Annotated in this window: 14 protein-coding genes; 5 read left to right on the forward strand and 9 right to left on the reverse strand. The window is 63.5% G+C overall.

The features are described from left to right. Window positions 1-34: 34 nt before the first annotated feature. The 7 genes from SynWH8101_RS09635 to SynWH8101_RS09665 all read right to left on the reverse strand — a co-directional run bounded on the left by SynWH8101_RS09635 (window position 35) and on the right by SynWH8101_RS09665 (window position 6,839). Window positions 35-286: a carboxysome peptide B gene (locus tag SynWH8101_RS09635; RefSeq protein ID WP_007101973.1), complete on the reverse strand. Its 252-nt coding sequence runs from the start codon at window positions 284-286 to the stop codon at window positions 35-37. Then, entirely contained in the window at window positions 286-609 is a 324-nt protein-coding gene (locus tag SynWH8101_RS09640; protein ID WP_130129586.1) for a carboxysome peptide A, read from the reverse strand. The genes SynWH8101_RS09635 and SynWH8101_RS09640 overlap by 1 nt, the downstream gene beginning before the upstream one ends. Window positions 610-611: 2 nt before the next feature. Further along, window positions 612-2,141: a carboxysome shell carbonic anhydrase gene (locus tag SynWH8101_RS09645; protein ID WP_130129587.1), complete on the reverse strand. Its 1,530-nt coding sequence runs from the start codon at window positions 2,139-2,141 to the stop codon at window positions 612-614. A gap of 7 nt (window positions 2,142-2,148) precedes the next feature. Further along, on the reverse strand, window positions 2,149-4,515 hold the full coding sequence (locus SynWH8101_RS09650; protein ID WP_130129588.1) for a CsoS2 family carboxysome shell protein: 2,367 nt from the start codon (window positions 4,513-4,515) through the stop codon (window positions 2,149-2,151). Window positions 4,516-4,613: 98 nt separating this feature from the next. Continuing rightward, window positions 4,614-4,955 carry a ribulose bisphosphate carboxylase small subunit gene (locus SynWH8101_RS09655; RefSeq protein WP_006043651.1) on the reverse strand — a complete coding sequence of 114 codons (342 nt, stop codon included), beginning with the start codon at window positions 4,953-4,955 and terminating at the stop codon, window positions 4,614-4,616. A 59-nt stretch (window positions 4,956-5,014) separates the two neighbouring features. Next, window positions 5,015-6,430: a form I ribulose bisphosphate carboxylase large subunit gene (locus SynWH8101_RS09660; protein ID WP_007101969.1), complete on the reverse strand. Its 1,416-nt coding sequence runs from the start codon at window positions 6,428-6,430 to the stop codon at window positions 5,015-5,017. Between the two features lie 97 nt (window positions 6,431-6,527). After that, window positions 6,528-6,839, reverse strand: coding sequence for a BMC domain-containing protein (locus SynWH8101_RS09665; protein ID WP_006169870.1), 312 nt, complete (start codon window positions 6,837-6,839; stop codon window positions 6,528-6,530). 346 nt (window positions 6,840-7,185) lie between these two features. Between SynWH8101_RS09665 and SynWH8101_RS09670 the strand changes: the two genes are divergently transcribed. Beyond that, window positions 7,186-7,770 carry a non-canonical purine NTP pyrophosphatase gene (locus SynWH8101_RS09670; protein ID WP_130129589.1) on the forward strand — a complete coding sequence of 195 codons (585 nt, stop codon included), beginning with the start codon at window positions 7,186-7,188 and terminating at the stop codon, window positions 7,768-7,770. Here SynWH8101_RS09670 and SynWH8101_RS09675 read toward each other — a convergent pair whose 3' ends face one another. Continuing rightward, entirely contained in the window at window positions 7,771-8,556 is a 786-nt protein-coding gene (locus SynWH8101_RS09675) for a BMC domain-containing protein (RefSeq protein ID WP_130129590.1), read from the reverse strand. Between the two features lie 97 nt (window positions 8,557-8,653). Here SynWH8101_RS09675 and SynWH8101_RS09680 point away from each other — a divergent pair, with 97 nt between their 5' ends. Further along, window positions 8,654-9,022, forward strand: a complete 369-nt coding sequence (locus SynWH8101_RS09680; RefSeq protein ID WP_130129591.1) for a hypothetical protein — start codon at window positions 8,654-8,656, stop codon at window positions 9,020-9,022. Between the two features lie 20 nt (window positions 9,023-9,042). Here the strand turns inward: SynWH8101_RS09680 and SynWH8101_RS09685 are convergent, their stop codons facing one another. Further along, window positions 9,043-9,564 carry a hypothetical protein gene (locus SynWH8101_RS09685; RefSeq protein ID WP_130129592.1) on the reverse strand — a complete coding sequence of 174 codons (522 nt, stop codon included), beginning with the start codon at window positions 9,562-9,564 and terminating at the stop codon, window positions 9,043-9,045. A 136-nt stretch (window positions 9,565-9,700) separates the two neighbouring features. Between SynWH8101_RS09685 and SynWH8101_RS09690 the strand changes: the two genes are divergently transcribed. From SynWH8101_RS09690 to bchL, 3 genes are all read left to right on the forward strand, one after another. Next, on the forward strand, window positions 9,701-10,939 hold the full coding sequence (locus SynWH8101_RS09690) for a ferredoxin:protochlorophyllide reductase (ATP-dependent) subunit N (RefSeq protein WP_130129593.1): 1,239 nt from the start codon (window positions 9,701-9,703) through the stop codon (window positions 10,937-10,939). An 18-nt stretch (window positions 10,940-10,957) separates the two neighbouring features. Further along, window positions 10,958-12,556 carry a ferredoxin:protochlorophyllide reductase (ATP-dependent) subunit B gene (locus SynWH8101_RS09695; protein ID WP_130129594.1) on the forward strand — a complete coding sequence of 533 codons (1,599 nt, stop codon included), beginning with the start codon at window positions 10,958-10,960 and terminating at the stop codon, window positions 12,554-12,556. A gap of 95 nt (window positions 12,557-12,651) precedes the next feature. Further along, the gene (bchL, locus tag SynWH8101_RS09700) at window positions 12,652-13,542 is read left to right on the forward strand and encodes a ferredoxin:protochlorophyllide reductase (ATP-dependent) iron-sulfur ATP-binding protein (protein WP_130129595.1); all 891 of its coding nucleotides are present in this window, start codon (window positions 12,652-12,654) and stop codon (window positions 13,540-13,542) included. Window position 13,543 lies beyond the last annotated feature (1 nt).

Here is a 13,543-nt window from a genome sequence, read left to right on the forward strand (position 1 = left end):
GAAGGGATGGGGCGGAGGACGCGGCGCTGGTCAGCTATCCATCCGGCATCCAGTGGTCGATGATTCCACCGATCGTGAGATCCGTGAGCACCTTGTTATCGGGACAAGCGTGACGGGCAGCGGAGCCACTGGCGGTGAACACCCAGTTGCCCTCGCGGGCGCCAACGGGATCCACAGCCACGAGCTGCTTGCCTTTGCTGTTTTGAAGAATGCGCAGGTGCATATGGTCGAGACCAGCCACCCGATAGGTGCACACCAGGGTTCCCTTCACCTGCATGATTTCCATCAGCCCACGCCTTCCTTGGGGGGAGTGGACATCGGCGCCGGGGATGGACTCGGAGCTGGAGCAGCGGCTGGCTTGGGCGGATCAGGTTCCCAGTGATCGATGATGCCAACGATGGTGAGATCGCTGGGATACGACTTGCTACCTGCCGCTTCGCGAGCTGCAGAACTGCTGACACAAATGACCCAGTCACCGGGTTTGGCGCCGACGGCATCGACAGCCACCTTCTTCGTGCTGCCGTCCTGCACCACCTGGAGATGTTTGTGCTCGAAATCCGGGATCCGGTTGGTGGAAACGAGCGGCTTGATGACCTTGACGATCAACATGATCAGTGGGCCTCCTGTTGAACAGGATCGAGTGAGGACCCTACCGGTTCGGCAGGGGTGGCGTCGTCGCGGTCGCGGATGGTGAGAAAGGTGTGGAGCAGACCGTCCTGCATCAGATCGCCATAGCGCTCCACAATCGCCCCATGCACCCGTCGGCAGTCGGAGATGGCTCGCTCGCGGGCGCCAGGCACCTTGCCTGAGTAGTCGAAGCGAACGACCACCGGAATCGGCAGATCTCGGGAAACATTGAGACCTTTGAAGATCTTGACGCCCACATCGAGATCAGGCGCACCCTCCTCCACCGTGTCGAGATGGGCGAAATAAGTGAGGTTGCGAAGGTGCACCTCCTTGAAACCGATCCCCACACCGATGAAGCGCTCGGCGTGACCGGCGTCGGGATAGGCGCCTCCATGCAGAGCACGCACGTAATCCTGCTGGGAAAAATTGTTGATCAGCATCTGACTGATGAACCGCACCATCCCCGGGTCGGGTGCCTCGGCCTGGTGTGTCTCCACGGCTGCTGTCACCGCGTCCCGAGCCTGGCTGGCCGTGAGTGGCAGGGTGCTCTCATACAAGGCACGGCCGCAGAGCCAGCGGCCGAGTTGCAAGCTGCCAGCACGATCGGGCACATGCACGCGAATCGCGTCGGTGTCGGTGTCGAGACCGATCAGAAGCAGATCAACCGAGGCCCCGCAGCAGAAGCTGTTTTCCACCGCTTCACGGAAATCCAGCAGCCGTTGCAGGCCTGCCGAGGCCGCAAGGGCATCGTTGCTGCCATGGGCAGCGCAACCCTGATGCTCGGGGTCCAGGGAACTGAAGTGGTAGTTCACCACCTTCAGATAGCGGGTGGGGGCATGGGGCTCATTCGGCACCTGTTCCCGGTAGCGCCGATGTTCCGTTTTCACCCAGCGGTTGACGGTGTTCTCCACATCGAACATGGCACCGGCATGGGCCCGACGCCGCACCGAACTGAACGGGATCCGCAGGGTGTAAGCGATGGCATGCGCCAAGCGACCATCGGCGCAGGGCGTGACATCGAGAAGATGAAAGCCACAGTCCAGCAGGAAGCGATTAAAGGCTTCCGCCGGTGCACTTGAGGCCCCTCCGTTGAGGGGGTCATCCAGAAAAAATCGATCGCTGATGCTTTGGTGCGACTGAAACACGCACCAGGCGAACAGGGCCCGCATGTCCAGAGGGCGCACCCAGGCCTTGGCCAGGATGTGCTCGGGAAGGTCAAATCCGAGTTCTGCTCGGGCCAGTCGCTGGGCTTGGGCAGTGAAATCGGGGTCGTGCTGAAGCGCAGACACCCGCTGAAGCACAGGAATGATCCGTTCAAACCGGCCCTTCACTTCCAGCTCATATGCCTGGAGTCGGGCATTGTCGTCGCGTTCGGTGAGCGGATGGACAGCCGTGTTGCGAGCCGTGGAGGCTGACTGACGTCGGATCCAGGCCGGCTGCTGCAGCTGACGACGCGTCGGAGCGGTTGGAGCCTGGGACCGCCCGCTCCGCAACGATGGTGTGGAGCGAACCATGCCCCGATCAGCCCCGTGCGCCGCCGGAGACGGTAATCAGGGACCCTTTGTCGGTGTTACCGCTGGACCCAGTCACACGGCTGACCGGCCACTCCGTCTCTTGATTGCGCTTGCGCTCGAATGGTGGCATCGCACCCATGGGGCCGGGACGGGTGGGATTACGACGACGGGCTGAGACCCCTTCCGTGCCGGTGACGTGCTCACCACGATCCCAATCATCGCCAGTGATTTTGGTGGAGGATCCCTCTCCCGTCACCCGGGATGCGGGCGGGGCGGTGGGCTCACTCACCACGGCCACCGTGGGCTGAAACTGACGCTGCTGACGGTTCTGGAAGTCGCGGTTATCGAAGCGAAATTGCTCGGTCCCGGTCACCTTGCCGCCAGCCATATCAAAAGGGCCGGTGATGCGGCTCCCTTGCTCATAGGCCGTGCCGGTGACGCCGGTGCGTTGATCGCGCTGCTGCTGGGCGGCGCGGGCAGGAGACATCACGCTGAAGCGGGTCCAGGCAGCACCTTCAGGCGCGACACCATGGGTATCGGTTCCCTCTGGGGCATCGGAACCACAGGCCGCAGCCAACTGATCGGCCCCCACATAGGGAGTGCCGGTCACCGTTTCGCAGGCACCACGCTCATCACCGGTCATCACACCGCCAACTCCGGGCTGGATTCCGGTCATGGCAGCGCCTGGAGTTCCAGGACGGGAAGGGGTGCGCTCACGCATGGCCTTGACCGCAGGGGTGCCGCAGTAGTGACCAGCCTGCTCAAGCCCGGCGTAGGGAGTGCCGGTCACTGCCTTGCAGCTGCCTGGCTCATCGCCGGTGACCTTGTCGGAACGACCAGTGCGAGTGCCGCTCACCACCTGGTTGCGATTGGTGATGCTGAATCCCACCTTGGCCGCTTCCGGTTCTGCTTTGGTGCCACAGAACGCATTCACCTGTTCGGCACTGATGTATTGATCGCCGGTGACGCGATGGCAGGAGCCAAATTCATCACCGGTCACCTGGGCCGACCGGCCCACCAGGGTGCCGGTCACACCAGTGCCCGACAGAGTGGCCGACACACCGACCTTCGGGGCAGGCCGGCCTTCGGGCAGGGGATCGGAGCCCAGATATTGATCTCCGGTGAGGCTGCGACCAGCACCGGCCTCGTCTCCGGTGACGCGGGAGGAGCGACCGACCATCACGCCACTCACTGGACGCCCCTGGTCAGTGAGGCTGTGTCCCACCTTGCGCGGCGACGGCTGAGAGGAGCCACCACACCAGGCTGCGGCCTGGTTGGCGGAGATGTATTCGGTGCCAGTCACGTTCTTGCAGGTACCGGGCTCATCCCCAGTGACCTTCTCACTGCGGCCGACTTCGTTCCCGGTGACCCGGTTGCCGTGGCTGGTCGCCGACACCCTCACCTTGGCTGGGGTGGTGACCGGAGGCGCGCTCTGGCAGAAGGTCTGGAACACCTCAGCACCGAGATATTCAGTGCCGGTGATCGTGCGACAGGTGCTGGCTTCGTTGCCGGTGGTCTTCACGGAACGGTTGGCCTGGGTGCCGGTCACGGTCTGGCCCGCACTGGTGGTGCTTTCGCCCACTTTCCAATGGGCATCCGCAGCAGCGGCCTGCTTGGCGCCGTGGCGATTGGGACCGGTGGGGCGAGTCACACCGGCGCTTTGCTTGTTGCGGGCACCGGCCTTGGCACGGAGCTCGCGCACCTGCTGGGCAAGCTCGCGGCTGGTGAGATCGGGATTGGCCTGTCGAGCGACAGCTGCTGCACTGGTGGGCTGCTTGCCGGCGGTTTTGCCGTGCTTCGACATCGCCTCACGACGGGCGAGCACCAGAGCTCGGCTCGGATTTTCGATAGCCCGCCGCTTTGGCGTCGCAGAGCGGCGCTCGCCGTTGCGGCTGCTCAGTTGAAGGCGAGATGCGGGACGACTGAGGACTTCGGCGCTCTCCGCTGGCCGCTGGCCACCGCAGGAGCAGGATGAGTTGACCTCGCTGGAGCTGGCAGCAACCTTGCTCGACTGACTGGTCTGCTTGGCCACATCGGCACGATTGCGATCGCGCGTGGTGTCGGCCGATTTGCCTCGACGGGAGAGAGCTTCGCGGCGCGCGAGCACCAGCTCGCGGCTCGGCTGGCTGATGGGCTTGACATGAGAACGGACCGTGGTGGATCGCACAAGCCGTTGCGGAGCTGCAGCAACGGGCTCTGGCGTCGTCACGACGGCCGGCTCGTCAGCACCACTGGGATTGGTGCGGGTCTGGCGGGCATCCGATGCATTGCGAACCCGGTTGGCACTGCCAACAGCGACGGCCGCCTTCTTTCCGGAGGCGGTGAGCGCCTTACGGCGTTCAAGTGCGAGTTCGCGACTGGAAAGTCTTGCCATGTCCGCCCGATGGATTCGTCGTGAAGTGGAGGGGTCATCCCCCCAGAAAAAAATTGAGCCCTGAAGAAGGTCAGGGCTCGGAACCGTTCGATCGAAGATCAGCGGCCTTCGAAGACCACGAAGCAGGCACCCTGGCTTTGGGTGTAAGCGTCGTAACCGACGATGCGCACGTGATGGTCGGGATAAGCGCGATGGCAGGCCTCGAGCTCACTCACCACAACGTTGAGATCTTTCTCGCCGAAGAAAGGCAGCTTCCAATACGACCAGTAGGTGGCCATGGAATTGCTGGGATGGACGTGCTCAACGAGCGGGCTCCAGCCCTGGGCAATGATGTAGGCGATCTGGTCGTAGATCTCGTCCTGGGTCATCGGCGGGAGGAAGCCGAAGGTCTCCAGGGTGGCGACTGTTTGGTAGTCACCCACGGTGCTCTGGAAAGGCATGGGGATCCTGGGTGTAAGAAAAGGGGTTGGCCGGTTGCATCAACCGGCCGAAGAAACGATCAGTTCTGAACGTCGAGCTTGTCGACGGTGTCGAATTCGAACTTGATCTCCTTCCAGGTCTCGAGGGCGATGGCCAGCTCGGGGCTGTGCTTCGCAGCCTCGGTGAGGATGTCGCGGCTCTCCTTCTCGAGATGACGGCCAGCGTTGCGTGCCTTGACGCAGGCCTCGAGGGCCACACGGTTGGCCGCAGCACCTGCAGCGGAGCCCCAGGGGTGACCATGGGTACCACCACCGAACTGAAGAACGGAGTCATCACCGAAAATGGTGACGAGGGCCGGCATGTGCCACACGTGAATACCGCCGGAGGCAACGGCGAACACACCGGGCATGGAACCCCAGTCTTGATCGAAGAAGTTGCCGCGGCTGCGATCTTCGGGCACGAAGGATTCACGCAGCTGGTCGATGTAGCCGAGGGTGGTCTGACGATCACCTTCGAGCTTGCCCACCACGGTGCCGGTGTGGAGCTGGTCACCACCGGAGAGACGCAGACACTTGGCGAGGACGCGGAAGTGAATGCCGTGCTTGGGGTGACGGTCGATCACCGCGTGCATGGCGCGGTGGATGTGCAGGAGCATGCCGTTCTTGCGGCACCACTTCGACAGACCGGTGTTGGCGGTGAAGCCCCCGGTGATGAAGTCGTGCATGATGATCGGCATACCGAGTTCTTTGGCGAACTCAGCACGCTCGTACATCTCTTCCGGAGTGTTCGCGGTCACATTGAGGTAGTGACCCTTGCGCTCACCGGTTTCCTGCTCCGACAGCTTGATCGCTTCGGCAACGAACTCGAAACGGTTCTGCCAGCGCTGGAACGGCTGGGAGTTGATGTTCTCGTCGTCCTTGGTGAAGTCGAGACCGCCGCGCAGGCACTCATAGACCACTCGACCGTAGTTTTTGCCACTCAGGCCGAGCTTCGGCTTAATGGTGCAACCGAGGAGGGGACGACCGTACTTGTTCATCCGATCGCGCTCGACCTGAATGCCATTCGGCGGGCCGTAGCAGCTCTTGATGAAGGCGATCGGGAAGCGGATGTCCTCGAGACGCAGGTGGCGCAGAGCCTTAAAGCCGAACACGTTGCCGACCAGGGAGGTCAGCACGTTGGTGATGGAACCCTCTTCGAATAGATCGAGAGGGTAGGCGATGAAGGCATAGAAAGATTCCTTGTCACCAGGGACATCTTCGATGCGATAGCAACGGCCCTTGTAGAAGTCGAGGTCGGTGAGGAGCTCGGACCACACGGTGGACCAGGTGCCGGTGGAGGATTCCGCTGCCACAGCAGCAGCCACTTCTTCCTTGGGCACACCTTCCTGGCCGGTGCACTTGAAGCAGGCCAGAAGATCGGTATCGAGGGGAACGTAATCAGGAGTCCAGTACGTGTCCCTGTACTCCTTGACCCCTGCGTCGTACTTCTTGCTCATGGGATAACTCCGTTAGGTCGGTGAAGGGGAGGGTTTAGATCGCGACCTTCGAGGACCGATGGTCAGCACCAGTCGCTCAGAGGGTCAGCGGGAGATCTCAGTCCTTCTGACCCAGGAAGTTGCCGTTGCCCAGAGCAGGCTCCACTTCACGGTGGGGGCGGGCGATGATGTGGGCAGCCACCAGGCCGTCGCCCACGCGCTCACAGGCATCGGCGCCAGCGCGAACGGCAGCGTTCACAGCACCGGTTTCACCGCGCACGAGCACGGTCACGTAACCGCCGCCGACGAACTCACGACCAATCAGGCGCACTTCAGCAGCCTTGGTCATGGCGTCAGCCGCCTCGATTGCGGGGACCAGGCCGCGGGTCTCGATCATGCCGAGAGCGATGCCCATGGTTTCGTTAGCCATTGCCTACCGGAGAAGGGGGTGGAATGTTCGCCGCTGACATTGCTCTGCCACGAGCCCAGACGTCAAGCGATCCGGCCCTGCTCGCGCATCACTGTCCATAGTGAACCTGATAAGCGCAGCTAATCAGCAAGGCCCCAACTGTTACGAACGGCTGTGGGGGTTCCGGTGAGCACACCGCCACACAGCGTTGTCAATGCCCTGTGACCGCCATAACTTCACATTCGGAGACAGAACCCTGCGCTTGTGGGGGTGGAATGTTCAACCCGATCTGACTCCTGGCCGACGAGCGAGCGCCGAGACTCCTTACCCCTAGCCCACACAATGGAGGCCCCCATCTCTCCGCGGATTGGCACGGCCCACCCTCACCATTGCCAGCGGCAACCCCATAAAAGTTGCTGAAATCGAGGCGATGCTCGGCCCTCTTCCCCTGGAGGTCCGTCGTCAGCCCTCGGATCTGGAGGTGGAAGAAACGGGTGCGTCCTACCTGGAGAACGCCCGCCTCAAAGCCAGGGCTGCCGCCCAACGCACCGGTCACTGGACCCTGGCGGATGACTCCGGCCTCGAGGTGGACGCCCTGGACGGTGCGCCCGGGCTCTATTCCGCCCGCTTCGCCCCCTCCGATGCCGACAAGGTGAGTCGGTTGCTGGAGGCCCTCAAAAACCACCCCTACCGCAGCGCCCGTTTTCGCAGCGCCATGGTGCTCTGCTCACCGCAGGGCGAGTGCCTCGAGGAAGCGGAGGGACTGTGCTGGGGAGAAATGCTTCAGGCTCCGGCCTATCCAGGGGGCGGCCTTGAATCCCTGTTCTGGGTGCGAGAAGCACAGTGCAGCTACGGCGAATTGAATCCCGCCCAGCTGGCCCGCCTGGGCAGTCGTGGCAAAGCGGCCAGAACCCTGGCTCCCCGGCTACGGAGACGGCTCGGACTGGACTGATCAGCGCGCGGCGGATCGCCGGTTGACCAACTCAATCGCACGCATGGCGGCAGCGGCGGCCTCCTCCACGTCACCCTCGCGACCGGCGAGGGTGAGTCGGCCGAATGCCCCCACCGCTTTCACATCCACCAGGGTGATGTTGGAGGCCTTTTCCGCTTCATTGGCGGCGATCAACACGTAACCCGCCGGCTCCGTTTCCAGGATGAACATGCTCATGCCCGCTTCGATCATCGAACCGCGCCGGTTCTGACGGTTGATCAACACGGCGTGGTCGGGGGTGATCGCCCGGATCACCTCGGTCCAGCTCACATCCGCCGGACTGCGCTGCTCAACCGAGCTGCCGATCGCTTCCAGCACCACATCGCCGGAATGGAGCACGGTGCTCTGATCGCGGTGGTAAAGCGCCATGGATCCGAAGGCCCGCTCCACCACCATCTGGCCAAGCCGCACATTGCTGGCCTTGAGAGCAATGTCGGTGACACGGTGCACCGCCATCCCTGGCGACACCTCCATCCAGAGGCAGGCATCGCCGGGAATCGGCAGGAACCCCTGGCTCACCGAGCCCATATAGGCCGCCAACTGCGGCTGCAGGGAATCGATGAACACATGCGTGCGCAGCTCGATCGACTGCACATGGCTGTTGAGCCGGGTCAGTCGCGGCGATTCGCTGTCGGTGGTGACCACACAGCTGGGACCGCCTGCGGAGGGACGAACCTCCGTACCGGTGACGAGAGCGCTGCCGCCACGTCGCCGCTCCCGAGCATCGAAGCCGGCGAAACGATTCATGACGCGGATCTTACCGGAAGCTCAACGACAAAAGGCCAGTGGCAATCTTGCGCGGCGGCAGGCAACCGATACCGTCCGGCCATCTGCGCTTGGATCGATGGCAGCTCCTGAGCTCAATGCGGAACAGGCTCTCGGCCTGGTGAGCTACTCGCTGATGCAGCGGCTCGCTGACCAGAGCCAGGATCCCCTCCCCTGGCTGGACGCCACCCACTTGCAAGAGAGCGATGGGCTGCGCCAACTGCGGCAGCGTCTGGAGCTGACGGCCCTGGCGATCGACACCGGCGCCCCGCTGTCCACCAGCGAGGTCACCCACTTACTGGGTGCCCGACCAGGGGCGGATGTGGTGGAGCGGGGCGGTCTTCGGGCCCGACGTGTCAGCCGCAACGTGTGGCGGCTGACACGTCTCGACGCTGACTCGCGCTCCTCTGGCGGCTTCAGCGATGACCGCTTCCGCCGCCGCCTCTGAGACGTCTGAGCGCTGAGGGATCAGGACTGACCTTTGTCACCCTCCTTGGCCTTCTCATCGGTCTTGGCTCCGTCCTTCTTCGGTGCGGCGGTCTCATCGATTTCCACACACACGGTGGTGGCAGCCAGCTGCTCCTGGGCAGCTACCACAGGCGCGGCCTTGCCCTTGAGCTTCTCTGCCGCCTGCTCGAGAGTGAGCGACTTGTCTTTGCTCACCGTTTCCACTTCCTTGCGGAAGATGGCAACCTGATCGCGGTATTCCTTCACCTCAGCCTTGTTGAGCTGCTCTTCGGCGCCCTCAAGCTTGGCCAGGGCCGACTTCAGCTGCTCGCCAGCCTTCTCGGCATCGCCGATCGTGGATTGGGGCGTCAAAGCGTTGACCGTTTCGAGGGCGGCATCCACATCGACGCGAGCGGCACAGACCGCTTCCACACCCTGGGCCACCTTCACTTCATCCTTGACCGCCTTTTTCTCTGGCGATTGACAAGCCGCCAGAACCACGGTCAGGGCGAGAACCGCAGGCAGGACGCGCAAAGGAGACATGGGAGATGCAGAACGATTGCGGCAGAAATGTAGACGCAGTTTCCTCCGCCCAGACCACCTGATCCCGAAGAGTTCCTGAGTGCAGGCGCCTCAGCCGATTCCGGCGCCACCCTGAAGACATTGACCGCCGGGCGGGATGCTCACCAACCTGCTGAAGGAATCGGGCCCAAGGGAGGTGTTCTGCGGCCTCACCTCGATCGTCTGGCTGCATCGGCGCATGCCGGATGCCTTTTTCCTGGTGGTGGGGTCACGCACCTGTGCCCACCTGATTCAGAGCGCCGCTGGCGTGATGATCTTCGCCGAGCCGCGCTTTGGCACCGCCATCCTGAGCGAGCGGGATCTCGCCGGCCTCGCCGATGCCCAGGAGGAACTGGACCGCGTCGCCCGCGACCTGCTGCAACGACGCCCTGAAATCCGCACCCTGTTCCTGGTGGGGTCCTGCCCCAGCGAGGTGATCAAGCTGGATCTGGCACGGGCGGCGGAACGGCTCAATGCCAGCCTCTCCGGCAGGGTGCGGGTGGTGAATTACTCCGGCAGCGGCATCGAAACCACCTTCACCCAGGGGGAGGACGGTGCCCTGGCCGCCCTGGTGCCGACGCTGCCGGCGCGGGATGAGCCCCAGTTGTTGCTGGTGGGGACCCTGGCCCATGCGGTGGAAGACCGGCTGATCACCCTGTTCCAGCGCATGGGGATCGCAACAGTGCGGAGCTTCCCGCCTCGCCTGTCAACCGATTGTCCGCCCGTCGGCCGCGGCACCCGGATGCTGCTCTGCCAGCCCTACCTCAGCGACACCAGCCGCGAGCTGCAGGCCCGCGGCGCCGAACTGATCAGGGCGCCCTATCCACTGGGGGCTGAGGGCAGTCGGTTGTGGATGGAAGCCGCGGCCAGGGCCTGGGGCATCGACGAGCCGATCATCCGCGCCACCCTCGATCCCCTCAGCGCCCGGGCGCGCCAGGCCCTCGAACCCCACCGGCAGCGGCTCCAAGGCAAGCGAATCTTCCTTCTGCCGGACTCGCAACTGGAACTGCCCCTCGCCCGCTTCCTGCACCGGGAATGCGGCATGGCGTTGGTGGAGGTGGGCACGCCTTACCTCCACCGCGATCTGATGGAGGAGGAACTGAAGCTCCTGCCCGCCGACACCCGCGTGGTGGAGGGGCAGCACGTGGAACAGCAGCTCGACCGGGTACGGCAGGCGCACCCGGATCTGGTGGTCTGCGGCATGGGCCTGGCCAACCCACTCGAAGCGGAGGGCATCGCCACCAAGTGGTCGATCGAACTGGTGTTCAGTCCGATCCATGGCATCGACCAGGCCGGAGACCTGGCCGAACTGTTCTCACGCCCCCTGGTGCGCCACGGCGCCCTCGCCTTCGCCTGACCCCCACACTCTCACCGCATGGATCTCACCCTCTGGACCTATGAAGGCCCCCCTCACGTGGGCGCGATGCGGATCGCCGCCTCCATGGAGGGTGTGCACTTCGTGCTGCATGCCCCCCAGGGGGACACCTACGCCGATCTGCTGTTCACCATGATCGAGCGGCGCGATCGCCGCCCGCCCGTCACCTACACCACGTTTCAGGCCCGTGATCTCAGCGGCGACACGGCGGAGCTGGTGAAGCGACATGTGCGTGAAGCGGTGGATCGCTTCCAGCCCGATGCCCTGCTGGTGGGCGAGAGCTGCACGGCCGAGCTGATTCAGGATCAACCCGGTGCCTTGGCTGCCGGCATGGGGCTGGAGCTACCGGTTGTGAGCCTGGAGTTGCCGGCTTACAGCAAGAAAGAGAACTGGGGGGCTGCTGAAACGCTTTACCAACTGGTGCGCGGCCTGCTCCAACATCTGCGCCCTGGCTCCACCGATCACGATCCCTGCGCCTGGCGCCGGCAGGAACGGCGCCCACGGGTGAATCTGATCGGCCCCTCCCTGCTGGGATTTCGCTGTCGCGATGACGTTCTCGAGATCCGCCGCCTACTGGAGGCGCACGGCATCGAGGTGAATGCCGTGGTGCCCCTGGCTGCCCGGGTGACGGATGTGGAGCGCCTGCCGCTGGCCGACGCGAATGTGTGCCTGGTTCCAGAGGTCGCCGAACCGTGCTGCACCTGGCTGGAACGCCATTTCGGACAACCCTTCACGCGCACGGTGCCGATCGGCATCGGGGCCACCACCGACTTTCTGAAGGAACTGCACAGCCTGCTGGGCCTGGAGGCACCGGATCCACGGGAAGCCCAGCGTCAGTCGAGGTTGCCCTGGTACGCCGCTTCGGTGGACTCCACCTATCTCACTGGGAAGCGGGTGTTCATTTTCGGAGACGGGAGCCATGCCCTGGCGGCCGCCCGCATCGCTCAGCAGGAACTGGGGTTCACAGTGGTGGGCCTCGGCACCTACAGCCGCGAGATGGCACGGCCGGTGCGGGCGGCCGCCAGGGAACTGGGCCTCGAGGCCCTGATCACCGACGACTACCTGAGCGTGGAGGCCGCCATGGCGGACGCAGCACCGGAGCTGGTGCTCGGGACCCAGATGGAACGCCACAGCGCCAAGCGACTCGGCATCCCCTGCGCCGTGATCAGCACCCCGATGCATGTGCAGGATGTGCCCGCTCGCTACGCCCCGCAGATGGGTTGGGAAGGGGCCAATGTGATTTTCGACAGTTGGGTTCACCCACTGATGATGGGGCTGGAGGAACACCTGATCGGCATGTTCCGCCACGACTTCGAGTTTGTGGATGACCAGCCGAGCCATCTGGGCCATCTCGGCAGCGCCGACACTGCCAAGCCATCCGGCAGCGATTTTGACGCTGCAGGCTCAGAACCGGACCCCGCAGCGAATCTCAACGTGGAGCTGCAATGGACGCGCGATGGTGAAGCGGAGCTGAAAAAGATTCCCTTCTTCGTGCGCGGCAAGGTGAAACGCAACACCGAATGTTTCGCCAGGCAGCAGGGGAAATATCAGATCGACAGCGAAACGCTGTATGACGCCAAGGCCCACTTCAACACCTAAAACCGGCAGCAGATTCTTAGGGTCAGCATAAAGACCTAAGCACAAATCCTCATCAGCTCAGCATCACTTTCCAGACACTCAGGAGCCCATTCAGCATGACCTCAACACTGAAACGCCCGATCGATGGTGAAGGCAGTGTGCAGGTGCACCAGGACGCCTCCATGCGCATCGAAGAGGGGGCGCTGGTGATCGCCGTCTATGGCAAGGGGGGCATCGGTAAATCGACCACATCCTCCAATCTGTCGGCGGCCTTTTCGAAGCTGGGCCGACGGGTTCTGCAGATCGGTTGCGACCCGAAACACGACAGCACCTTCACCCTGACCCATCGCATGGTGCCCACCGTGATCGACATCCTCGAAGAGGTGGACTTCCACAGCGAGGAACTGCGTCCTGAAGATTTCGTCTTTCCCGGCTACAACGGTGTGCAATGCGTGGAGAGTGGTGGCCCCCCGGCCGGCACGGGCTGCGGCGGCTACGTCACCGGTCAGACGGTGAAGCTTCTGAAGGAGCACCACCTGCTCGACGACACCGATGTGGTGATCTTTGACGTGCTCGGTGATGTGGTGTGCGGCGGCTTTGCAGCGCCGCTGCAGCACGCCAACTACTGCCTGATTGTCACCGCCAATGACTTCGATTCCATTTTCGCGATGAACCGCATCGTGGCGGCGATCCAGGCCAAAGCGAAGAACTACAAGGTGCGGCTGGGCGGTGTGGTGGCCAACCGCTCGGCCGACACCGATCAGATCGATCGCTTCAACAACCGCACGGGCTTGCGCACGATGGCCCATTTCCGCGATGTAGACGCAATCCGCCGCTCACGCCTGAAGAAATGCACGATTTTCGAAATGGACGACGACGAGCCAGGAGTCAAAGAAGTCCGCAACGAATACCTGCGCCTGGCCCAGACCCTGCTCGACAGTGTCGAGCCCCTCGAGGCCTCGCCACTGAAGGACCGGGAGATTTTCGATCTCCTGGGCTTCGACTGAG

This window comes from Synechococcus sp. WH 8101 (genome assembly GCF_004209775.1).
Taxonomy (GTDB): domain Bacteria; phylum Cyanobacteriota; class Cyanobacteriia; order PCC-6307; family Cyanobiaceae; genus Synechococcus_C.